The organism is Siphonobacter curvatus, from assembly GCF_002943425.1.
GTDB classification, from domain to species: Bacteria; Bacteroidota; Bacteroidia; order Cytophagales; family Spirosomataceae; genus Siphonobacter; species Siphonobacter curvatus.
Map to the genome: position 1 here is coordinate 36,328 of NZ_PTRA01000006.1, position 23,852 is coordinate 60,179.

Sequence of the window (23,852 nt, forward strand, 5' to 3'; positions counted from 1 at the left end):
ATAAATCGATAAAACGTCCGTAATATTCAAGTAATACTGTAGGTGGATTTTTGTGGCTTCTCACCATATCTACCATGCAACGAGCATTAACTTCTACCGTTCTTCTGGGCCTGGCTCTCTGGTCCTGTACGGATCACTCCGATCCCGACACTTCCAATGCGGTGGTCTTACAAAACCACTCGGTTACTCCGGCCCTGCTGAAAAAACAGGCGGGCTTTGAATCCTTGGAATTATTTTCCCTGATCGGCTCGGACGACAAACTACCCCAGTCGCCTGATTTCGTTTTTGGTGGATCTGCGGATGGTTCCGGCCTGCTCAAAAATGCGGATGGAACGTTCTCCATGTTGATCAACCACGAGGACAACTTCGCCGTATCCCGGATCACGCTCGACAAAACGTTTAAACCCGTAAAAGGCGAGTACATTCTTAACTCCGATGGTGGTCAGTACCGGCTGTGTTCAGCCACGATGGCTACTCCGAAAGAGCATGGCTTTGGTCCCGTGTATCTGACCTGTGGCGAATCAAGCGAAGAGTCTCAAATTCACGCCTTGGACCCTTACAGCCCTGCCGGAGCCGCTAGTATGTCCCGAACGAAGTCGTCACTCGGTCGTCAGAATGCCGAACAGGCTCTACCTTTACCCAAAACGGCGTTCCCCGGCAAAACGGTGATTATGGTGGGTGATGACGATAGTGGTACCAACGGTGGTCAGGTATTCCTGTACGTAGCCGATCAGGTAGGTGATCTGGATAACGGTTCGTACTACACCCTTCGTCGCAAGGATCTGAATCAGAGAGAAATGGACATTAAGCAGAACCAGAAGTATGCCGTTGAGTTCGTTAAAATCGAGAATCAGAAAACCCTGACGGGTCGCCAAATGAACGAAAAAGTGAATACTGAGCTGAAATCCATTCAATTCGGTCGCGTAGAAGACGTAGATTACCGCAAGGATGGCATCGGTCGGGAAGTGTACTTCAATGTAACGGGTCAAAACAACACGGGTGTAAATGCTGATTATTCCCGTACGAAATACGGCCGCACCTACCGCCTGACGCTCGATGAAAACAACCCGCTGGCGGGTCAGCTGGAGGTGATTCTCGACGGTGATGATCGTACGGGCAAGGCTAAAACGTTCCAGGATGTTGATAACCTTTGCGTAACGAAAAATTACGTATACATCCAGGAAGATCCCAATGGCTACGGTGACGAAACGCACGATAGCTACTTGTACCAGTACAACATCGCTACGGGCGAGCTGAAAGTAGTATTCGAATTGGATCACCACCGGATGGCTGCTGATAAGGAAAAATACAATCAGAATAGTGCCGGAACGCAATTTGCCCTTTCCAAATTCGGTGATTGGGAATACGGCTCACTGGTTGATATCTCTGAAGAAACGGGCAAAGAGGCCACCTTTATGCTGATGATTCAACCCCACAGCTGGCGTTCACCGGCGTACGCGGGCGTGGATGGTGGTAGCATCCGTAAAAACGAAAATCAGGCCAGTCAAGTGGTCATTATTCGTGGCTTACCCCGCTAGTCATTCTTGATTTTATAGAACTTATTCCTGCCGGGTACTCCGGCAGGAATTTCTGCTTTTTCCCCATGAAAAACCTTGGGCTTTTCCTTGCTTTCGTTGGCCTGAGTCTCGCCCTCTGGTGGTCGTGCCAACCCAAACCCAGTCGGGCCGAACGTGTACAAACGCAGTTCCGGCAGGATATTGCCGGACTTGATTCGGCCGTCACTACCTTACTGCAGGCCGTACTCCAAAAACGTCCCGCCGATGAATTGCAGCAGCGTTTTCAACTGGCCCGACTGGCCTATAAACGCGTGGAATGGTTGACAGAATACTATTTTCCCGAAACGGCAAAAAACCTGAATGGTCCGGCTCTCGACGAATTCGAGGAAGCCGATAACCTCGTCATTCCACCCGAAGGCTTTCAGGTGATTGAAGCATATGTATTCCCGGTGCTGGATACTGCTCACTACGCGGAGTTGGAACAACACGTTCGCGTACTCAAGGCTAACCTGACGCGGCTTTCGTTCATGGATGGCTCCAATCAGCTTACCGACGCTCACATTTTTGACGCGGCCCGGCTGGAAATTTTCCGCATCATTGCCCTGGGGATTACGGGATTCGACTCACCAGCCGCCCTGCATTCGTTGCCCGAAGCCCAGAGTGCCCTGGCAGCCCTGCGAGAACGACTGGAACCCTATACGCAGGCTCTGGAAGTGGATCATCCCGAGCAGGCCCGGCAAATTCATACTTTGTTTATCAGTAGCGAACAACAACTGACTGGCTCGTTCGATGCCTTTGATCGACTGGATTTTCTGACGAATTTTCTGAATCCCTTGAGTTCAGCATTGTACCAGGCTCAGTTATCTCTTGGCATAAAGCCGTTTGAAGAATCCCGCACGCTTCGTAGTACGGCCCAGACTTTTCAGGATACGGCTGGATTCAACGCGGAACATTTCGTATCGGTAGCCGCTCACCGCTCGACGCCCGAAAAGATTGCGTTGGGTCGGAAGCTGTTCTATGATCCCATCCTTTCCGGGAATCGCCAGCGAAGCTGTGCTTCCTGCCACCAGCCCGACAAGGGTTTTAGTGACGGTCAAACCCGCAGTGCTTCGCTGTCGGGGGGCCTACTGACGCGGAATACGCCCACGTTGCTGAATGCTGCCCTGCAAGCCCGCCTGTTTCACGATTCACGGGTGGTTTATCTGGAAGACCAGGCGACTGATGTGATTGGTAATCACGAAGAAATGCACGGTTCGCTGGACAAAGCCCTACTGGAGCTGCAACAAGACCCTAATTACCGCAAGGCTTTTGCCAAAGCCTATCCCGAAGGCATGACGACGCACGCCATCCGGAATGCACTGGCCGCCTACGAACGAACGCTGATTTCGCTGAACAGCCGTTTTGATCAATATGTACGCGGCAACCAGCAGGCCCTAAACGCAAGTGAAAAACGCGGGTTCAATCTTTTCGCCGGAAAAGCGAAGTGTGCTACCTGTCATTTCTTGCCCCTGACGAATGGTACGGTTCCTCCCTTCTACGAAAAAGCAGAAAGTGAAGTGCTCGGCGTACCCGCTCAGGCCGGCTGGAAAAATCTGAGTCTGGATTCGGATGTAGGAAAGTACAATCTGACGGGTACTGACCTGCACCGCCACGCTTTCAAAACACCGACCGTACGGAATGTAGCCCTAACGGCTCCGTATATGCACAATGGTGTATACAAAACCCTCGAAGAAGTCGTGGAATTTTATGACCGGGGCGGTGGTCAGGGCCTTGGATTAACCGTACCTAATCAGACGCTGTCGGCCGACCCGCTGAACCTAAGCACGCAGGAAAAGGCAGATCTGATTCACTTCATGAAGGCTCTGACGGATGAATCGTTTCTTTCGTCCCGAAAATAAGTAGTCTTGTATTTACTGAATTGCCCTGCGTATCTGCGACCCATGTATCAGATACGCAGGGCAATTGGTTAGTATGCAAACTTGATTATCAGTACTTTATTTAGCTATTCTGTTCAGGTTCTGTCGCAGAATCTCCTTCGTTGATCGTTTCTTTTTTGAACTTTACCATTAAAAAAAGTAACTTTCCTTCCTACGAGCATTCTTACCAAATCTGACGCACCCATGGCGGTCTTCAAGCTAAAAATTAATAACCGTGACTACCAGACGGAAGCTGATCCGGATACACCCCTGCTGTGGGTCCTACGGGATCATTTAGGACTGGTGGGTACCAAGTTCGGCTGCGGTATGGCCCAGTGCGGAGCCTGTACAGTTCACGTCAACGGCGAAGCTACCCGTTCCTGCGTACTGACCGTTTCAGCGGTATCCCAGGCAAAAATCACGACGATTGAGGGGCTTTCCGAAAAAGGCGACCATCCCGTACAACAGGCCTGGAACGAAGTCGATGTACCGCAGTGCGGGTACTGTCAAGCGGGACAAATCATGACGGCGGCGGCATTTCTCAAGAAAAATGCCAAGCCTACGCTGCCCGAAATCGAAGCGGCCATGTCGGGCAATCTTTGCCGCTGTGGTACGTACCATCGCATTCGTGAAGCCGTACAGCGAGCCGCCACGAAGAAAAAGTAGCTTCCCCTGCTCTAAGCCCTAACTGCATTCATGACTTCCAACAGACGTACCTTTCTAAAACTGGCGGCTTCCGCAGGCGGAGGCTTGCTTTTGGGTTTTCACTGGACGGACAGTGAAGCCGCCCCCCGCTCCGACGGCACCTTCAATAGCTATCTGGCTATTTCGCCCGATGGTACCATCACCATTCAATCTCCCAACCCCGAGGTTGGACAGAACATTAAAACGGCCTTCCCCATGCTGGTAGCCGAGGACCTCGACGTGGACTGGAAACGCGTCGTGATTGTTCAGGCTCCTTTGAATACTACCGCATTTGAGCGGCAGGTTGCCGGTGGCAGTGGCTCCATTCGTCACTCTTACCAACGCCTGCGAAAAGCCGGAGCTACGGCTCGGCAGATGCTAATGCAGGCCGCCGCCAAACGCTGGCAGGTCCCCGTTCAGGATTGTACAACCGACAAGGGCTTTGTCCTGCACGCGGGTAAAAAGCTCAGCTACGGCGAGCTGGCTACCGAGGCTTCCGCCCTGCCCATTCCCACCGATGTGGTATTGAAAGACCGGAAAGCTTTTAAACTGATCGGACAGTCCGTGGCCAATACGGATAATCCCTCAATTGTGATGGGGAAACCTTTGTTTGGACTTGACTTTTACCGGGAAGGGATGCTGTTCGCCATGATTCAGCGACCTACGGCTTTCGGACTAAAGGTAAAGTCCGTCGATGCCGAAGCGGCGAAAGCCATGCCGGGCATTGTCGATGTGGTTACGTTTAAAAACAATGTGGCCATCGTAGGGAAATCCACCTGGCAGGTACAAAAAGCCCGCGAAGTCGTGAAGATTGCCTACGAAAAAGAGGCCGATCTGGAAAGTACGGCCGATCATAATCGGCTCTTGCAGGAAATGCTGGACAGTTCCAAAGCGACGGTTCGACGAAAAGACGGTGATGTGGATACGGCTTTTCAGCAGGCGGCCAAGATTATAAAAGCCGAGTATCAATGCCCCTTTCTGCCCCATAATCCGATGGAGCCGATGAATTTTTTCGCTCACGTTCGGCCCGATGGCGTTGAACTGGTAGGCCCGACTCAAACCCCGGAACTCGCCCGTACGGAAACGGCCAAATTACTTAACATCAGCCCCGAACGGGTCAGCGTAACCATGACCCGCATGGGCGGTGGCTTTGGTCGCCGCTTGAAGGCTGATTACGTGCTCGAAGCCGCCGAGCTTTCGAGTTTAATTAAGGCTCCGGTGAAAGTAATCTGGACGCGTGAAGACGACATGGGTGGAGGGAGTTACCGGCCTTGTGTGCGGTACCGGTTTGAAGCGGCTCTGGATGCTCAGAACAACCTGATTGGCTATAAATTACGTGGTGTGGGCTTCAATGTCGGCAACTCCACACGGGAAGACAATTTTCCATCGGGTGCCGTCCCGAACCTGCTGATTGATTCGGTTGATCGCAAGTCTGCCATTACCACGGGACCCTGGCGGGCTCCGATTACCAATTTCCTGGCCTTCGCCGAACAGTCTTTCTTAGATGAAGTTGCCCAGGCGGCAGGGAAAGACCCCGTTGCCTTTCGGTTAGCTTTATTGGATCAGGCCAAAGCCAAACCCGCCGGAGCCATCAAATATGACATTGACCGCATGAAGGCGGTTATTCAACTAGCGGCCCAGAAAGCGGGCTGGGGTCAGAAGAAAAATCAGGGCTTTAGCGTCTATTTTTCGCATAACTCGTACGTGGCCCAGGTAACGGAAGTCAGCGTGAAAAAAGGTATCCCGGTAGTCAGCAAAATTCACGCCGCGGTTGATTGCGGCCTGGTGGTCAATCCCAGCGGTGCTCGCCAGCAAGTGGTAGGTAGTATTGTGGATGGTCTGGGCCATGCGATGTACGGTAACCTAAGCTTCAAAGAGGGCGTACCTGAACAGAAAAATTTCAATAGCTTTCGGCTGATTCGTCTTTCTGAAATTCCTGAAGTAGACGTTCACTTTGTCGACAACGGGATTGACCCTACGGGTCTGGGTGAACCTGCCTTACCTCCCACGGGTGGAAGTGTGGCAAATGCCCTGTTTAAAGTGACGGGTAAGCGACTCCGAAACCAACCGTTTAGTGAAGAATACAAGGAGTTGTTGTAGTAAAATGAATAACTGATTGCAGATTGCCCCCAAGTAGTTGAATACAACTTGGGGGCTTTTTTGTAACACAAACTTGTATCAATAGCTCGTAACTTATTTATCTAGTATAACATTTCGCATTCCTTCACATACCTTTTTTAATCGCTGATAAGCGGCTGGCTTATTGGACGATTTGTCCATTTCGATAGCAAGTTGCCCCGCAGAGGCTTCTACATGGAAGGTCGTTTGATCGGGTAGCGTCGTCGTTTGATTAATATCTACCTGGGAGGTCCATGCCTCGGGTCCCAAAGCATCCGTCAGGTATTCCTGCAGGGCAGCAGTTCGGGACTTATCATAATGGGCTGAAAAAGTATACGCTTCTTCATTGTCCTTGACCGTAATGGCCGTGTCTGAGGAAGAAGTACACGCAGCACTCCAAAGCCCTACCGCTAAAATCACTCCACTTACAAACGTTTTCATAGCTAGATTTTCATTAGATTGTATTGCAAGGTACTAGGTATTAATCAATTGTCCAATATCTAGCCTACTTCCTTTTGCAACTAGCTTTCCTATTACTTAATCCTTTTGATCGTAATACCATTTACTTTTCAAGTTTTAGGCTGCTTTTCCATACCCATGGACCGCTGGAATGAGCCTTTTAGTACTACTCCCTATACCTATTCTCCTTACTTAAAACCATCTGCTATTATGGAATTCATGCCTGAAAAACCCGAATTTGCTGAAAACGATACCTTACACACTATGCTGGCTAAGGTGATGGCCCAGAATCGTTTGATTTTAGATCTCTTACGGCGACCCTTATCTACCGAAGATAAAAATGAACTTACCAGTCGAGAGCGGTATTATTTTCTTTCGTATATGATCTATCTGATGGAAAACAATCAGGTCAGTTATTCAACCGATGATTTAGTACGTTACAAAGATGAATTTGAGCAACTAAAAGCACGGTTGAACGATTAGCAATGCATCTATTGGGTAGACTAGCTTTACTGGTAAAACTAGTCTACCTTACTTAATTCATCTACTTTAAAAGTATCATGTCTCACAATTATCCCCTCCCTATGATTCTAAACAAATCGAATCAAAACATTAATCTCATCCATTAGAGAAGGATTTATGGATTTAATTTTATCTGCATTAAATTATATTTATTCACTAAATCTCTTTTATACAACAGCTAACTTTTATGAATTATATAGAACTCCTCCCTCTATACGTATAAAATTATTTTTGATAAAATATTGTAATATAACTACTATAAAATATGTAGTATTAATACTACAATACAAGCCTTATCACATACAAATACAAAATTATGATTCTATTATAAAACTCTATATATCAGTTACTTATCATAAGTATTACTAAAATTAATCAAATTATTATCATTCTGATAATTCGTCAATAATTTCATTAATTAAGTACCTATCCTTAATTTTTTCATTTTTGATTTTTTTATTATTCGGTTATGTATTTAGTTTGCACCGCATTAGACAAAGCAACCCGCCAAGTTGTATTGGCTCAATGTACTATTTCTCTTCCGCCTTTAGATTAAGATCTATTGTACCTATCAACCGCCGATTAGGTAATACTATTGAATGTTCTAAACTAGAGTATTCGAAGGTATTTATCTTCCGCCATTTGTTAATTTCCACGGACAGCCGCTACTGGTCTACACGCTCTATTAATTCATAATCTATTTATTTTAATCTTGCCGCTATCGGCTAGGTGTATTCCTATTTTCTGTCGCCCGTTTACGAAACCTTTTTAAGGTTTCGGTACAATTCTATTGTCTATTTTAACAGTATTCAACCATGAAAAACCTTGTATATATTGTTACACTTTTATTCATTCATTCGTTAGTATCTGCTCAGACAGCCCCTCCTACTTCCAGTATTCGCGGTAGCGTTTGGGAAGAAAAAGGCACCCCCAACAATACCAAAGAAAATGGTGAACCCGCTCTAAATGGTATTTTGGTTGAACTTCGCGACCCTGATTCGTTCGAGTTGATCAGTTCAACCATTACTGACGCTTCGGGTAATTTTGTCCTGCCTAGCTATCCCGGAAACTACGTCATTTCCTATGTGTACCCGACGCAAGGCTATACAGATAGTATTGATGCCAGCCAGACCGTAACGGTTCCGGCTAATGGATCGGTAAGTGTTCCCGGCATTGGTCTGAAACCCGTTATAAATACCCTGACTTACTGTACGGGTAAGCCCACAACCGTTACGAGTTGGTCGGAAACCTTCCAGCTGCCAAAGTATAATGCTTCGTTGGGTAAACTCAATACCGTTTATATGTACGCGATGGAATCAGCGTACCATGCAAATATTAATATTGAAAATACGGGCAGTGCGGATAACTACAAGTTGTCCGTAGGTGGATCAATTCTCATGGATCTGCCAGCCGTGGTGGGTGATATTGAGCTTTTAACGAGCGTTAAGTTCTCCGGATCACTAGCCAACTTCGACGGAAAAGTTGATTACGCAGGGCCTTCCGGAGTCTCGTATTATTACAAATTTGCCAGTACGACCAGCGAAAAGAGGTATACGTCTACGGCTCAGAAAAACATCTTTACGGGTTCGGGAAATTTAGCCATTCCTACTACCGTAGAAAGTTCTACCACCATTTCAGGAGCCGGTAACCTGGAGACGGTCGTTTCAACGGAAGTGGGAGCCGGAGTTTGCGTCACGTATGAATACATTCCAACCAGTTTGCCCGTGTCGTTGGTTGCTTTTACCGTAAAGGCAGAAGGATCTCAGGCTGCTCGCCTGCAATGGAGTACGTCCGCTGAGCGAAACAATGCCTTCTTCGAAGTGCAGCATTCGACGAATGGAAAAACGTTTGAATCTGTGAATAGTGTTATTGGAAAAGGTACGACGCAAGTACGGCAGGAATACGTATTCACCCATGAAAACCTGAATCCCCAACTACTCCACTACTATCGATTGAAACAGGTTGACCAGGATGGTTCATTTACGTATAGCCCTATTCGTTCACTACAGTTAGCCGACTATAAAGGGATTTCGCTACAGGTTGCTTCCAATCCCGTAGTAGATGGAAACGTAAAGGTACTTATTGATTACTCGGACGAGAATTTAAAGAAATCTACCTCGGTGCAATTGTATTCCTTACAGGGCACGGTTATCGCGAGTCAACAACTGGAGTTAGTAAATGGACATAATGAAGTTCATCTTCCCGTACATGGCGTCGCTCCGGGTTTATATCTGGTGTCTTTGAAAAATGACTCACTGGGTTCTGCTAAAACGTTTAAGGTAATGATTCAGCGGTAAGATTTACGCTACCGCATCGATAAATCCGTAACGAAAGACCTTCAATCTTTGGTTACGGATTTATTGCCATTGGTACTCGGGGTCTGGAGCAAATGGGTTGATTAGTTCTGCTTTTGTAGATGGTATAGAAATTCCAGAGCCGCTGCATCAGGTAAGGGACGAGTCTGTACCTGATCCCCCAGGTCCATGATCGACTTGCTTCGGTTTTCGTACACAGGCCAGGTCGGCAGGCCTTTTCCGTTGGGATTTCCGGTCTTGATAAAATTCAGCCAGTAACCAGACATGATCCGAGCCAGTTCGTGATCCACCTGCTGCCAAGGACGATCAATGAATTTCAGGTTATCGTAGGCATACGCCACTTCCCCCGTATGAAAGGCTCCGTACTTGGCATATTCCCCAGTACCCGGCACTTTTCGAGTGAACCGATAGACGTACACGGGCTGACCTTGTTGACTTTGCATCTGAGCCCAGGCGTAGTTTTGAATCCCAAACATGAGATCCCGCGAAAGATTGTATTGAGACGTTACCGCCTGTTCTTCGGTATGAGCCGGGTAAAAAGCCAACAGCGAAGTGGCCTCTGAACCATACTGTTGCTGTAAGTATTGTCGGTACATTTCAGCCGTTTTCAGCGGACTTTGCAACAAGCCTTCTTCCTGATTCCAGCCGGTCAATAAAACGACGGGGTTCTGTTTACCAGCGGCAAAGAGCTGAGCAATTGTTTCGGGCAGTATGTATCCATCAACAATAGGCCCTCGCACTGCGGTCGCCATTCGTTGAATGTCAGTAGCTGGTTTCCTGCGAAGCTCAGCCAGTGAGGCAGCTCCCAAGGTATGCATCGCGTGGACACCACTTTCCTCGGCGGTTTTCAAATTGGCAAGGGGTCGTGCAAAACTGGCTCCACTTTCGGCAATGGCTTTATGAAAAAGATGACGAGCCAGCGGACTCGCGACTAAACTATTTACACTCATCGAACCCGCCGATTGACCGGCAATGGTTACGTTCGTAGGGTCACCTCCAAAGGCGGCAATGTTTTTCTGGACCCAACGCAATGCGGCAATCTGATCCATCAGACCATAATTCCCGGAAGCGTGATGTCCGGATTCCTGCGTAAGCTCGGGATGAGCAAAGAAACCAAAGGGCCCTACCCGGTAATTGAAACTAACGAATACAATGCCTTTTGCCGCCATAGCGGTGCCATCGTAAATGGGTACGGCACTTCCTCCGCCCGAAAAACCACCCCCGTAAATCCAGACGAGTACGGGTCGTTTTTCGTCTTTACGAGCCGCCGTCCAGACATTCAGGTACAGACAATCTTCACTAATGGGTTCTTTGGGTATGAGAAATTCCTGACTCCACATACTAAACGGAACGGGCGAAGGCTGCATGGGGCTGGGTCCGAAAGTAGTACACGTTCGAACGCCTTTCCAGGGTAGCACTGGTTGAGGAGCTTTCCAGCGAAGATTGCCTACGGGTGGAGCCGCAAAAGGGATGCCTTTATAACTACGAACGTTTCCCTGACGGGTGCCCGTAATACGTCCTCCTTCTACGCGTAGCGTTTGAGCGGTACTGGTGGAGACGAGTCCAACGATTCCGCTCAGTAATACGCAGACGCAACTGATCCATGTTTTCATCATTGGAACTAAGGTACTGCTACCCGGTTTGCCATAAGAATTTTGCTAAAAAACAATACTTGATAGGGTAAAGCATTCTCCCAGTAAGTCCAGGTATGAGCACCGGGGCGTTCCGTATAATCATGGGGAGTCTGGTTTTCCATCAGACGGCGATGCAACTCGCGGTTGGTTTCAATGAGAAAATCATCCACCCCAATGTCCAGAATCAACGGCAACTGATTAGTCTTGAGTCGGTCAGCCAGGGTTACTAACGTGTAGCCGGGGTAAGGGATTGGGCCGGGCTGGGGCGGTCCCAGTAGTCGGGCAAAGTTGCTAGCCCGCGACCGGGCAAAGCTTGAATCCACCTTCCACTGAGCAGTATTAATATCCATCACTCCACTCATGCTGCCCGCCGCCGCGTACAATTCAGGATGGCGGCAGGATAGGTACAGGGCTCCATGACCACCCATGGAAAGTCCCGCAATGACACGGCCTTTTCCCGAGCGAACGGTACGATAGCTGCGATCAATTTTCTCAATAAGCTCCTGAGTAATGAAGGTTTCAAACTGACTCTCCTTTCGTAAAGGGCTATCAAAATAGTAACTGGTTGGATCGCCGTCGGGTGTGACAATAATCAGATTATACTGATTGGAAAGTCGGTGCAGTAGCGTCCGGTCAGGAGTTTTGGTCAACCAGTCCCGAAAGCTACCCGACCCGCCATGCAGCAGATACAACACGGGAAAGGCCTGTTTACTTTTCTTGTACCGGTCGGGTAAAACCACTGCCGCCCGCAGGGTTCGGTTCATGCGGGTACTAACAATCTCCAGCGTATCAACGTGAGCTGCCCGGACTGAAAATGCGGTGAGCGTAAACAGTATGAGGAAAAAAAAGTTTTTGAACATAGCAGAGGTAGAGAGGGATTGAAATGGGCTCAAATACTATGGATGCGAAGGTACATACGGATAGCTAAAAGCGGTGCGAGCAAGTATACCCAAGTTATTATTCGCTAACCTAGTGTTTTTTTAACCTGAGTTAATACGTTTTAATCATAAGTACACAGATTACCCAAAGACTCGCCATATTTACTTAGCTTAATCAGTACTCTGATTAAGTACGATGTTATTGCCGCCACATACATTGATCCGTTTGCAGAAACTAGTGCATTTTTCTGTGCCGTAACCCTTATCAGGAAGCGGTTTGAAAGTGTATTGTTTTTGCCTATTATTCCATGAATTATCACATACGCTTACTTGTAGTCCAACCGAATGATCCGGATTTAGAGAAAACCCGGAATTTTCTTAGTGGAGTCTACGCAACACCAGAAATCTTACGGTGTAAAACCATCCCCGAAGCGGCTGATTTTTTACAAAATTCCGAAGCGGCTCGCTTGGAGGTAGTACTCCTAGACAGTGCAGTTGCCGGTTCTAATTTGGCGGAATCCATTACAACTTTGGTATCGCTTTGTCCCCAGCTTCCCCTCATCGTTCTGGCCGATGATCCAGCCTTTGGCCTTAGTACCCGATTCATTGAGCTAGGATTTTCAGATTATCTGCTCAAAAGCGAATGGTCGGCCTTCTCTCTGCAAAAGAGTATTCTGTACTGCATTGAACGTTGCAAACTGAAAGCCTCCTTACGCGAATCCGAAAAACGATACAGTACGCTGTTTCAGTCGAGTCCCGAACCGATGTGGGTGTACGATATGGAAACCCTCCATTTCGTTGATGTAAATGAAGCCGCTGTAAAGCATTACGGATACGATAAGGACGAGTTTCTTCGCATGTCCATACGAGAAATCAGGCCCAGCGAGGATATGCCCTTACTGGAAGAAGCCATAAAAAGATCGCGGATTTCGGAAGAGGGTTCTCTTCAAGGCATGTTTCGGCACAAGAAGAAAAACGGGGAAATTATTTTTGTTTACATTCAGAGCAAGGTCATTTTACTCAATGACCGTCCATCAAAGCTCATTCTGGCCCACGATATTACTCAGCACGTCCAGTACGATAGAGCCATCAAGGCCCAAAATCAGAAGTTGAAAGAAATTGCCTGGATTCAGTGTCACGTCGTCCGAACCCCCATCGCTCGCCTGATGGGTTTGGTTGATGCGTTGGAGGAAGAAGATATGAATGAAACGCTCCGAACTGAGTTACTGGTTCACATTCGTACTTCGGCTCATGAACTAGACACCATTGTTCGAGAAATCGCTCACAAAGCACAACAGGTGAACGTAACCTTGCCTTACAACTTATGAAAGTACTTATCGTAGATGATGATTTTATCATGCTTAAGCTCCATCAGCTTCGGGTCATCAATGCGGGCTTATCCCCAGAACCGCAACTTTTTTACAATGGTAGAGAAGCTTTGAATTTTTTACTGGAAGCTGAAAAAATGGACGAGCAATACCTCATTTTATTGGATTTGAACATGCCCATTATGAATGGTTGGCAGTTTCTGGAAGCCTTACAGCAACAGGCCCTGCGTAGTACCATCCGGGTGGTGATTGTTACCTCATCCGTGGATCCGGCGGATCGGCAACGAGCGAAGGATTACCCACAGGTAGCGGGGTATCTGGAAAAACCCCTTAACCGTCAGGGAATGGATCTCCTGGCTTCGGTTTTTGAAAGCTAGCCATAGTACTGCCTTGAGTAAACTCTATTACGCTTAGGTTTGCCTACCGTTTTTGACAGTAAGATATTTCGGAAACTGAGTACATGGCTTTTTATCAATAATTACAGAAAGTGTACCCCTGCCTTCTGATAGGCTTCAAAGAGTGGATCCGTTGGGTCGCGTTCAGTAATAATGTGAGATACTTCCGAAAGGCGACATACCGCAAAAGGATCCTGCGTGCCAAGCTTACTGGCATCTGAAAGGGCTACTACCTGAATTGAAGCAGCGGTCATGGTTTGTTTCAGTTCGGCTTCGGGTTGGTTGGTAGCCGTAATTCCCGCCTGAAGATCAATCGAACAAACGCCCATGAAAAACAGGTCCGCCCGAAATTGTTCGGCGGTTTTTACGGCGGCTAGTCCAGTTAAAATTTCACGTTCCTTATCGTACTTCCCGCCGAGTAGGTGGGTTTCAATGTTCGCGTACAAAGCCAATAAGGGAATCAAAGCCGTATTATTCGTGATGACGCGAAGTTCAAGGTCCGCCGGTAACAGAGAAACGAGTGTATACACGGACGTACCACTATCCATGAATACCGTCATTCCGTTGCGTAGCAGCCGTACTGCTTTCAGGGCCATCCGTTCTTTGTCCTCGTTCAAGTAACCGATTCGATCTTTAAACGTCAACGGATGAGCGGAGCGAGGCATGGCTCCCCCGCGAATTTTAGCGAGAAGTCCCAGTTTCGCCAGTTCATCAATATCCCGACGAATGGTATCTTCTGAAACGTTTAGCTCCAGACTCAGGTGGGTGAAGGCCACCGTTTTTTCTTTTTCAAGCTGAGCCAGAATATGCGAAAAGCGTAATTCTTTTTTCATAACGTTTAAGGCAGACGATAACTTACTTCCAGACGATTCTGTTCGGGATCGTGACTTTCGAATTCGTAATAGCCGTCCCCGGTTACTCGCGGTCCGCGTAAGATCGGAAAACCCGCCTGAGCCAATTCCCGAGCTTTGCTTTCGACCGCCTCGCGACTTTCTACTTCAAATGCCAAATGGATCAACCCTAAGTGTTGCTGCTGAAGGGTGTCATTCCGGTTTTCCGGAATATCCGATTTATGAAGCAATTCCAGCCGGGCTCCAGACTCGAAACGCAGAAAATAACTTTCCAGCCCCGTGGTAGTGTTGTAGTACTTGGCGTTAGACTCTCCCCGAAAAAAGGTCTCGTAAAAAGCCCGCATGGCTTCCAGATTACGGGTCCAAATGGCGACGTGTTCTAATTTCATCCTTGAAGATTAATGAAAGGTTCGATACGAAAGACTCACGAGTAGTAATAACGCGGCGATGCCCGCAAAGGCGATGGGCAAGGAAGTCAGCTCAGCCACCAGACCAATCAACGCCGGACCGGCCAACTGCCCCGCGTACCCAATAGTAGTTACGATAGGAAGAGCCTGAGCGGCCGAAGTATTGGGCAATTGTCCCGAAGCACTGAAAAAGATCGGAACAATGTTGGCGGCTCCCAGTCCCACAAGTGTAAAGCCTACCAAGGAAAGTTCATACCAAGGGCTCAGGATTACCAATCCAAAACCCGCACTTGCCAGTAAAGCTCCGCCCTTGACCAGCGTTTGAGCCTTCAGCTTCTGCGTGAGACCATCGCCCACTAGTCGCATGATGGTCATGGCTACGGAGAAAGCCGCGTATCCGAGTCCCAGCAGGGGTGAATCGACGTGATGAACGTCGCGTAAAAACACACCACTCCAGTCCAGAATAGAACCCTCTGCCAGAAACGCAATGAAACACATCAGTCCTAAAAACAAGACCGGACCACTCGGCCAGCTTAGGCCAGCGGAAGATTCATTGCGTACTTCTTCCATCGCAGGTAACAAAGCCTTGTACTGCGTGAAGAGAAGGATAACCAAACTCAGCGACACCAAACTAGCGGCCAGCAACGGACTTAAGGGTACTTTCAATAAACCCGCCATCACTAAGGGTCCTAAAATGCCTCCCAAGCTGTAGAGGCCGTGGAAGGAAGACATGATGGGTTTTTGTAACTGTTTTTCTACACTGAGTGCCTGTACATTCATCGCCACATCCACCGTAGCCATACTGGCTCCGAAAAAGAACAGGGCGGCTCCCATAGCCATCGGATGAGCCAGTACCACCAGAGTCGGTAACAATAGAGCCATTAGTAAGCCCGCAACTAGAATTACATTCCTGCTTCCGTAGCGATGTAAAAAAATGCTACTCAAGGGCAGCATGATCAGAGCTCCCGCCCCCAGCGAAAGTAGCAATAAACCCAACTGAGCTTCATTTAGAGCTAATCGTTCTTTAGCAAAGGGCACCAACGGAGCCCAAGTGGCGATGCCAAGACCGCACACTAGAAAAATAAACAGGGTAGCTCTGCGGGCTTTCAGTACATGCATAGCATAATATTTTTTGCAATATTATACAAAAACGCAAATTTCCGCAAATGTTTATTTTTAAAATGAATAGGTGCATTCTGTTGTTCTTTCTAATACAAGTTGTCTATAAACAAAAAGAGACGGAACAAGCTCCGTCTCTTTTGCATAGAATCAAGGTACTGAAAAGGAATAGCCTAAAGAATTACGATTTTACGAGCATATACACCCGAGCGGTCCTGAATGCGTAATACGTAGGTACCCGGCACAAGCGACTGCGTAGGATTAACGCGTAACTCCTGCGAAGTGGGTGAAATTTGTACGGGTACCCGAACGCCCTGTAACGTTTGCAACTGCAGTTGCGTAGTTTCGTCTTGAACGCGTACGCTAAAGGCCTCTCCCCGATTTGGATTAGGGTATACGGAAAATAAACGATTTTCGGGGGAATCAATAATCACGGATACACTGCGGAAGACCTGACTACGGCCATCCGTATCCATTTGTCTAAGGCGGTAGTAGTTCACACCATAAGTTGCCTGTTGATCGACAAATGTGTAGGCCTGTGCTTGTTTGGATTGACCCTTGGCCGCTACGGTACGGATACCCTCGAAGCTTTTACCATCGCGACTTTTTTCAACAATGAAATAAGCACTGTTTACTTCCTGAGCCGTACCCCAACTCAGTACAGCCTGTTGCTGGTTATTAGCTTCCGCCTTGAAGTAGCTCAATTCCACGGGAAGTGAGTTTTCCTTACATCCTGGCACATTGGCATTAAATAACTGGTAGTGATTTTCTCCACCCGACTGGTCGTAACTACGAGCAATCACCTGACCATCAATATTGCTAGAAATACTCTTCACAACATCGGCAGACGGAGCCAGTAGACTTCCTTTAATGGTGTTGTTTTGATCCGTCAGTAGAATTTTACTGGTCTGGTGAAAGTTGAAGAGAATGAACTGTCCTTCCTGATCACCAATACCCGTGAAATTAAAAGGCTTCCAGTTGAAAGTTCCGTTTACATTCACATTGATAACAAAGGGCGTATTGGCATCGGGACGGCTTACGCTACCAGCAAATCCAATGGAATTAATCCGGTTTAAATTATCACCAGAAATATTCAAGACGTTTACGGTGTTGGCTTTTAGAACTACGCGTACCTGCCCATGACTAGGAATATTCGTAGCACTCATGGGGTCACCGTTAGGCGTCAGCAAAGTAGTGTTTGAAGAACACAACGAAATGTTCTGAGAGGATACTTCAAAATTTTTATAGATCGTCTCGAAATCAATCTTCTCGCCCGCCCCAATGGGCACCTTATCGATGGGTTGCGTCAGAGCTAGTTCAATGCGTGGATTGCTATCGCGTGAAGATCCCTTTTTAAGAATTCGCGTGCTTTCCGTTTGATTATTTCCATTGGAAACGTCCGTATTACTCAGATTTCCAATCTTCACGTAGCGGCCGTTTCCAATCTTCACGGTATTACCGCTTTCAAAAATCACCTGATTGCCTACGTACAGGCCAATGATGTTCGATCCAGTTCCTTTGTACGTACCAACTTCATGAATATTGACCTGATAGCCACCTTTGATGATAAAATTACCACCGACTGCCATAGGTCCGTCGGTTTCGTTACTCGATACCGTCAGGTTCTCCCGAACCATTACGTTAAAGCCCATCGCGGGGCTTAGGGGGTTTTGTGCATGAGCCGTTACCGCAACAGAGGTAAGCACGGCTATCGCTATGATATTCCGCAGAGTAGATGTAAACTGCATACATTTAATCCATTATAAATGAGACAACAGGGTTATGGCCCTTGCTGGCAGGCAGGGGTTAATTCAATGCGTATAAGTATACCTTAGGCCGCGGCATGAGCCTCGGTCTTTCAAAAGATGGCGGAACGAATATCCATATACGTAATCCTTAGTAAGGCATACGATACTGCAGGCGGCAAACAGTAATCAATAGGTAAAAGGGACTATTGGGCTTCGCAAAAGAAGTCCTGGATGAGAACTGGGCGGCAAGTCAGGAGTGAGCAGAAAACAAGAGGGCAAAAGGACTGCTACAAACACTAAAAATACTGGCAGGTACTATTTGGCGTTTAGACCTAACTATTTCTTGGCGGAAGACTATTTCTCATGTACGCAAGAACACCCGAAGTGGCGGCAGGGCCTTGATTACGAGGCAAATGTAGCAGGCTTTTTTTATTAAGCAAAAAGTGATAATTAAATTTTTTTACTAATAACGAACCGTCATATCCGTTCGGTTTCTGAGTAAAAATAGGGCTAACTCTACTTACGAGGGAGATTTGTTCATCCCAAACTGCCTCTAGTAATAGCCTCCATCACTCATAATTTCAAACGTATATTGATTTTACTCAATAGTTGAGCGGTTATCAGTACTAGACCCGCGAATGCCAGACTTTTTAATAAACCTACGCCTCCCGTCAACACAGCGTCGGGTAAGGACCTGCCCGTAAGCTCCGCCAGACTATAAAAATAATACGGTAATAGATAACAGGTCAGCGTATAGATGCCGGCGGGTTTGAGCCAAGTAAACCAGTGTACCTTTTGGCCAATTTCGACTAAGCCATAAACGACTGCATACGTGAGCAAAGCAATACCAGTACAAAAAAATACCCAAGTAGGAGTTGCCTGTATCTTGGAAATGATAAAGTAAGCATGAGCGATAAAACCGGCTCCCAGCATTAGACAGCCCGCTCCCAACAGAAAGCTTAGCCCTCGAATCGAATCTTGTTTTCGTAGCAACAGAGTGGTTAGCAAACCAGCCATGGTAAAGGCGTGAAAAGCTCCATTACCTAAGATGATGTCCTTCACATCGAACCCTCCCACCTGCCAATCCGCGTGAGCGGCGATTGTCGTTAATGTGAAAAACAAGAAGGCTGCTGCCAGTGCTCCAACCTTCCCCTTCATTCCTAGATAAAGCAGTGCTGAAACGCCGTAGCTCCAGCCGATCAGTCCCAGGATTCCCCACCACTGAGGCCGGAAGATTTGCGGATTTTCCGGTGTCCCTCCGCGGAATCGTACGGCCAGCACCAGCAAAATCACTATACCAATACCTTGTAGCACGCGGACCGTAGAGGAAGGAAAAGTTTTCGGATACACATTCCAGATCAGGAAAAAAGCCGTAACCATCAAAATCTGAAACCAGGCCGAAGAAAGACCAGTGAGGTTCGCATTGAGTTCCGGAACATTGACGGTAAAAATTCCCATCACCAGCAAAGCTAAGGTACGTAATACAATATGCCCGGAAATCCGTACCGGGGATTCCCCTTTGGTCAATCGGGCATCTACCCCAAGCGGAATGGACATACCCAGAATGAAAAGAAAACAGGGAAACACCGTATCCGCCAGCCCCAGAAAATCTACGTCAGCCTCGGCGTGTTCCAACCAGGAAGGAATCGCCCGCAGTGTCCAGAGATCGTTGACAAAGATCATGAGTAACATCGTCAATCCCCGAAATACGTCGATGGAAGGAATACGCGAATTTTTCATAGCAACAAACTAGGGAGTTAGGCGGGTAATTTCACTGTACAGGTCCTGAAAACAATGCGTGGGCGTTTCTTCGGAAGTGCTTTTTTTGCGACCGTAGAATTCATCCAGAAAACTACCGGCGTCTGACCATACGGTTTGCATCATCCCCTGATACAATTCTTTCATGGGCCGGGTAGCCGAGCGGCGAAACCGGAGCATGTCCTGTACCTGAGCAACGGCATTTTTAGGTTTCCGCCAGGGACAGGTTACTACGCTGAGGCCTTTCATGGCAAAGTACACGGGCGTTTGGTCGGGGCGTTCGTAATGCCAGTCACAAATCATCACGTCTTTCGGAATCAGATCGATGGCCCGGTGGGTCTGGTTAAAGCTGGCTTCCCACATCCCCATACCCGTGACTTTACCCTCCAGTAAGCGATCTCCCCACATCCAGAGTTTGCGGTTTTTCTGGGCCAGATGGTCCCGAAGCGTGCGTACCTCTCCGGCGTATAGTTCAGCCGGGTCACGACCACCGCAGCGGGGGCAGCGGGCTTCCCCGATGTAAAAGACTTCATCTAGCCCGGCGTGGAAGGCAGAGGCTTCGAAGGCATCGCAAATTTCGTCCATCAGGTCGAATACGATCGAGTGTACCTCCGGATGCAGGGGACAATAGCTTTTACAGTACAAGCCGTCGGAATTGGGCCATTCGTACTTGGCGGGCATTTTCACCCAGGGGGTTTCATCCAGTTGCGGGTATTTCTCCAGCAGATTTCCGGTTTTGTTAGCCCAGGACTGATGACCCAGCAAATTAACCTGTGGGATCAGCGTAATCTGGTGTTTGCGGCAGGTCTGCACGAGTCGGCGTACCTCGGCTTTTGACAGGGCAACACTGTCGCGTAATTCAGGATGCGTTTTGAATTGATAGTTGTAGTCCACCCGCAGGACCAGCGTATTGACTTTTCGGGGAGCCAGTTCCGTATCAATGAATCGGATAAACTCATCGAGTCGATTTGGTAAGGGAGCGGCGATACAGAAGCCCCGAACGGGAAGCAATGTATCCAGCGGCATTTGCTGAGCCTGGGTCTTCGCAACCGCCAGCACTAAAATCATCCACAGAAAAAGTCGTTTCATAACGATAGTTAGAGGTCTAGCGTAAAGATACGTCAGCCAGCGAAGACCTGGCTTTAATTCTACGCTATCTTCCTTGATCTAGAAAATAATTTAACGGATTAATCGTCAAAATAGCTTTTTCCGGTACGCAGTGGGCATTCCTACGGTATTTTCTGGTTCGGAGCCGCTATTGTTTGGCCTCGCGAAGGCTTTTTAGGCTTTTCCGTTGGCAATGCCCCATTTCTGTTTTAATTTTAATTATTTAAGCCGTACTCCGTACGCAGCTCCCCTGTTTTACTGGAAACTTATGTCTGTCGCGTCCTTCCTCATTGTCTTCTTTTTCATCAATTACGTCCGCAAAACGTTAAATACAGCGAATAAAAATGTCTGGCTGGATCAACAGCTGGTATACCTCCGGCATTTTTCTATCGCTCTGCTCGTAGGTCAGATGATCCTTCGGGATTCGGTACTGATTCGGATGGCCTGGCCACTCGTGCTCTTTGGGATGGTTCTTGCCGTTTTCAAGCTGGATTTTTTTCGTCCCGTACGTTCGGTTTCCATTTCGCTAATTCCTTTCACGGCAGTCTCGTTTTTATCTACGTTCATTCAATTGATAAACCAAGATTTCTATGAACAATTTGACGATTACCTCAATGCCGCCCGCTTTTTCGCTTTCGTTTGGGTATTCGCGTTGTGGCTAAATAACCGAAAGCAGGAAAAAGCGTTGGAAAATGAACGCCTCCGACGGGAACAACAGGAGCAACTCAGTAAGGTAACCGAAGCCCAGAAAAACGAATTAGAAGTACTCGTTGCCGAACGTACCGCCGAACTTCGTCTACAAAAAGAAGAACTGGAAAAAGCCCTTGATCACCTAAAAGCTACGCAGAACCAACTCATTCACGCGGAGAAGATGGCTTCGCTTGGCGAACTGACGGCGGGTATTGCCCACGAAATCCAGAATCCCCTCAATTTCGTCAATAACTTCTCGGAAGTCAGCGTCGAACTCGTGGAAGAACTTCGGGAAGAGTCACAGAAGGAAACCCTGGATACGGAATTAGTCAGTGAATTACTCAGCGATATTGAGCAGAACCTTCAGAAAATTCAGCACCACGGCAAGCGGGCGGATAGCATCGTAAAAGGGATGCTTCAACACTCGCGTACGTCTTCGGGGCAGAAAGAAGCGATTGATCTGAACGCTCTGGCTGACGAGTACCTGCGACTGGCCTACCATGGCTTGCGGGCTAAGGATAAAACCTTCAACGCCAAACTGGTAACGGACTTTGATGCCAGTTTAGGCAAAATCAACGTATTACCGCAGGATTTGGGCCGGGTACTGCTGAATATGTTCACCAATGCCTTTTACGCCGTCTCCGAACGCAAGCGTCAACAACCACAAGGATATGAACCTACGGTAAGCATTCAGACGCAACGTACCCGCAAACAAATCGAAATACGGATTCGTGATAATGGTACGGGAATGCCCGAGCACGTCAAACAGAAAATTTTTCAGCCCTTTTTCACCACCAAACCCAGCGGACAGGGTACGGGTCTGGGCCTTTCCCTAAGCTATGACATCATTACCAAAGCCCACGGCGGTACGCTGGAAGTGATTTCCGAGCCGGATGCTTTTACTGAGTTTATTATTCGCCTGCCCGCCTAATCCAACGATTTTAACGATTTCTTCATGCATATATTAGTTGTAGACGACGAACCCGATGTTCAGTCGCTTTTTGAACAACGTTTTCGTCGCGAAATCCGAAGTGGAGAACTTCGCTTTATCTTTACTTTCTCCGGAGAAGAAGCCCTTACCCGCCTCGAGGATCAGCATTCGGAAATTGTACTCATTCTATCGGACATCAATATGCCCGGGATGAGTGGTCTGGAATTACTGGAATCCATTCGACAGTCGCACCCCATGGCCCCGCCGCTGGTCATGATGATTACCGCTTACGGAGACGAAGAAACGCACGCCAAAGCTCTCAGCCTAGGAGCGAATGATTTTTTAACCAAACCGCTTGATTTCAGCGAGTTAAAGCAGAAACTCAAAGACACATTATGAAGGCAAAGATTTTGGTTGTGGATGATGAAACGGATTTGGAAATACTCATCAAGCAGAAATTTCGTCGTCAGATTAGGGAAGGAAAGTACGAATTCATCTTCGCCCAGAATGGCGTGGAAGCCCTTCAGCAATTGCAGCAGCACCCGGATACGGATGTGGTGTTGAGTGACATCAACATGCCCGAAATGGATGGTTTAACCCTGCTGGTGAAACTTCACGAAACCAATCCTATCGTTAAGGCGGTCATCGTTTCGGCCTACGGTGATATGGAAAACATCCGCGTGGCGATGAACCGGGGGGCGTACGATTTTCTGTGTAAACCTGTGGATTTTGAGGACTTGGAAGTGACCATGCAGAAGACGTTGAAGCACGTCGATCAGCTCCGGCAAACGCTGAAAGCCATCAAAGAAAACGATATTCTGCGGATGTACGTCGATGAAAACGTACTCCAGTTTATGACCCGTTCGGAGTTCGAATCTTCGCTGACGGCTAACGAAACGGTACAGGGCACCGTCGTGTTCGTGGACATTTGCGGATTCACAGCGATCACCGAACGCGAGCCCGCTGATGTAGTAGTGAAGCTCATCAACTCGTACTTCGAAGTGATCGTAAAGGCCATCATTGCCCAGGGTGGCTATATCGATAAGTTCATTGGTGATGCCGTTATGGCCGTATTCCGGGGTGAATTTCACCTGGATCGGGCCATTGAAGCCTCGCTGGCCGTGCGTACGCAATTGTCGGAGATGGAAGAAGTTTTACCCGATCAGACCTTCCTCCCGCAGGTAGCCATTGGTATCAACTCGGGAGAAATGGTTTCGGGAAACATTGGTTCGGCTTCGCTCAAACGACTGGATTATACAGTGATTGGTGATACCGTCAATCTGGCCCAGCGATTGCAATCCGTGGCAAAACCCGGGCAGATCCTGATCAGTGATGCCGTGTATCAGCAAGTCAAAGAATCCTTCCAAGGTCAGCCTTTGGGCGAAATTACGCTCAAAAATAAAGCCCAACCCGTGGCAGTAGTCGAAGTACAGGCTTAATCGCACCACATGCATCCCTTCCAAACCTCTCCTAGT

The 23,852-nt window shown here is 47.9% G+C and carries 20 protein-coding genes; 11 read left to right on the forward strand and 9 right to left on the reverse strand.

The annotated features are described in order from the left end of the window. Positions 1 to 74 precede the first annotated feature (74 nt). The 4 genes from C5O19_RS21790 (at position 75) to C5O19_RS21805 (ending at position 6,217) form a co-directional block, all read left to right on the forward strand. Positions 75 to 1,538 carry a hypothetical protein gene (locus C5O19_RS21790; RefSeq protein ID WP_104715506.1) on the forward strand — a complete coding sequence of 488 codons (1,464 nt, stop codon included), beginning with the start codon at positions 75 to 77 and terminating at the stop codon, positions 1,536 to 1,538. 65 nt (positions 1,539 to 1,603) lie between these two features. After that, positions 1,604 to 3,415: a cytochrome c peroxidase gene (locus C5O19_RS21795; protein ID WP_104715507.1), complete on the forward strand. Its 1,812-nt coding sequence runs from the start codon at positions 1,604 to 1,606 to the stop codon at positions 3,413 to 3,415. A gap of 222 nt (positions 3,416 to 3,637) precedes the next feature. Next, entirely contained in the window at positions 3,638 to 4,099 is a 462-nt protein-coding gene (locus C5O19_RS21800) for a (2Fe-2S)-binding protein (RefSeq protein WP_104715508.1), read from the forward strand. A gap of 30 nt (positions 4,100 to 4,129) precedes the next feature. After that, a complete protein-coding gene (locus C5O19_RS21805; protein ID WP_104715509.1) occupies positions 4,130 to 6,217 on the forward strand; it encodes a xanthine dehydrogenase family protein molybdopterin-binding subunit in 2,088 nt (695 codons plus the stop codon). A 93-nt stretch (positions 6,218 to 6,310) separates the two neighbouring features. On the opposite strand, the gene C5O19_RS21810 is transcribed toward C5O19_RS21805, so the two are convergent. Beyond that, on the reverse strand, positions 6,311 to 6,676 hold the full coding sequence (locus C5O19_RS21810) for a hypothetical protein (RefSeq protein ID WP_104715510.1): 366 nt from the start codon (positions 6,674 to 6,676) through the stop codon (positions 6,311 to 6,313). A gap of 228 nt (positions 6,677 to 6,904) precedes the next feature. Here C5O19_RS21810 and C5O19_RS21815 point away from each other — a divergent pair, with 228 nt between their 5' ends. Then, positions 6,905 to 7,177, forward strand: a complete 273-nt coding sequence (locus tag C5O19_RS21815) for a hypothetical protein (protein ID WP_104715511.1) — start codon at positions 6,905 to 6,907, stop codon at positions 7,175 to 7,177. Positions 7,178 to 8,031: 854 nt separating this feature from the next. Next, complete coding sequence (locus tag C5O19_RS21820; RefSeq protein WP_104715512.1) at positions 8,032 to 9,513, forward strand: T9SS type A sorting domain-containing protein; 1,482 nt, start codon at positions 8,032 to 8,034, stop codon at positions 9,511 to 9,513. A 101-nt stretch (positions 9,514 to 9,614) separates the two neighbouring features. Here the strand turns inward: C5O19_RS21820 and C5O19_RS21825 are convergent, their stop codons facing one another. Continuing rightward, complete coding sequence (locus C5O19_RS21825) at positions 9,615 to 11,144, reverse strand: carboxylesterase/lipase family protein (protein ID WP_104715705.1); 1,530 nt, start codon at positions 11,142 to 11,144, stop codon at positions 9,615 to 9,617. Between the two features lie 8 nt (positions 11,145 to 11,152). Next, positions 11,153 to 12,025 carry an alpha/beta hydrolase gene (locus C5O19_RS21830; RefSeq protein ID WP_104715513.1) on the reverse strand — a complete coding sequence of 291 codons (873 nt, stop codon included), beginning with the start codon at positions 12,023 to 12,025 and terminating at the stop codon, positions 11,153 to 11,155. A gap of 326 nt (positions 12,026 to 12,351) precedes the next feature. Here C5O19_RS21830 and C5O19_RS21835 point away from each other — a divergent pair, with 326 nt between their 5' ends. Then, positions 12,352 to 13,371: a PAS domain S-box protein gene (locus C5O19_RS21835; RefSeq protein ID WP_104715514.1), complete on the forward strand. Its 1,020-nt coding sequence runs from the start codon at positions 12,352 to 12,354 to the stop codon at positions 13,369 to 13,371. Next, positions 13,368 to 13,748 (forward strand): response regulator, encoded by a 381-nt coding sequence (locus tag C5O19_RS21840; RefSeq protein ID WP_104715515.1) that lies wholly within the window; start codon positions 13,368 to 13,370, stop codon positions 13,746 to 13,748. Before C5O19_RS21835 ends, C5O19_RS21840 begins: the two co-directional genes overlap by 4 nt. A gap of 101 nt (positions 13,749 to 13,849) precedes the next feature. Here the strand turns inward: C5O19_RS21840 and C5O19_RS21845 are convergent, their stop codons facing one another. The 6 genes from C5O19_RS21845 to C5O19_RS21870 all read right to left on the reverse strand — a co-directional run bounded on the left by C5O19_RS21845 (position 13,850) and on the right by C5O19_RS21870 (position 20,738). Beyond that, positions 13,850 to 14,599 carry a DeoR/GlpR family DNA-binding transcription regulator gene (locus tag C5O19_RS21845; protein ID WP_104715516.1) on the reverse strand — a complete coding sequence of 250 codons (750 nt, stop codon included), beginning with the start codon at positions 14,597 to 14,599 and terminating at the stop codon, positions 13,850 to 13,852. A 5-nt stretch (positions 14,600 to 14,604) separates the two neighbouring features. Beyond that, a complete protein-coding gene (locus tag C5O19_RS21850; RefSeq protein ID WP_104715517.1) occupies positions 14,605 to 15,006 on the reverse strand; it encodes a VOC family protein in 402 nt (133 codons plus the stop codon). A 9-nt stretch (positions 15,007 to 15,015) separates the two neighbouring features. After that, positions 15,016 to 16,143 carry an MFS transporter gene (locus C5O19_RS21855; protein WP_104715518.1) on the reverse strand — a complete coding sequence of 376 codons (1,128 nt, stop codon included), beginning with the start codon at positions 16,141 to 16,143 and terminating at the stop codon, positions 15,016 to 15,018. Between the two features lie 173 nt (positions 16,144 to 16,316). Beyond that, positions 16,317 to 17,891 carry a choice-of-anchor A family protein gene (locus C5O19_RS21860; RefSeq protein ID WP_104715519.1) on the reverse strand — a complete coding sequence of 525 codons (1,575 nt, stop codon included), beginning with the start codon at positions 17,889 to 17,891 and terminating at the stop codon, positions 16,317 to 16,319. A gap of 573 nt (positions 17,892 to 18,464) precedes the next feature. Continuing rightward, on the reverse strand, positions 18,465 to 19,631 hold the full coding sequence (locus C5O19_RS21865) for a DUF5009 domain-containing protein (protein ID WP_104715520.1): 1,167 nt from the start codon (positions 19,629 to 19,631) through the stop codon (positions 18,465 to 18,467). A 9-nt stretch (positions 19,632 to 19,640) separates the two neighbouring features. Beyond that, the gene (locus C5O19_RS21870) at positions 19,641 to 20,738 is read right to left on the reverse strand and encodes a family 20 glycosylhydrolase (RefSeq protein WP_104715521.1); all 1,098 of its coding nucleotides are present in this window, start codon (positions 20,736 to 20,738) and stop codon (positions 19,641 to 19,643) included. Positions 20,739 to 21,024: 286 nt separating this feature from the next. On the opposite strand from C5O19_RS21870, the gene C5O19_RS21875 reads away from it, so the two are divergent. From C5O19_RS21875 to C5O19_RS21885, 3 genes are read left to right on the forward strand one after another with little or no spacing between them, the layout of a single operon-like run. Continuing rightward, a complete protein-coding gene (locus C5O19_RS21875; RefSeq protein WP_104715522.1) occupies positions 21,025 to 22,377 on the forward strand; it encodes a sensor histidine kinase in 1,353 nt (450 codons plus the stop codon). A 24-nt stretch (positions 22,378 to 22,401) separates the two neighbouring features. Continuing rightward, positions 22,402 to 22,776 carry a response regulator gene (locus tag C5O19_RS21880; RefSeq protein WP_104715523.1) on the forward strand — a complete coding sequence of 125 codons (375 nt, stop codon included), beginning with the start codon at positions 22,402 to 22,404 and terminating at the stop codon, positions 22,774 to 22,776. Further along, positions 22,773 to 23,816, forward strand: coding sequence for an adenylate/guanylate cyclase domain-containing protein (locus C5O19_RS21885; protein ID WP_104715524.1), 1,044 nt, complete (start codon positions 22,773 to 22,775; stop codon positions 23,814 to 23,816). The genes C5O19_RS21880 and C5O19_RS21885 overlap by 4 nt, the downstream gene beginning before the upstream one ends. Positions 23,817 to 23,852: the final 36 nt, after the last annotated feature.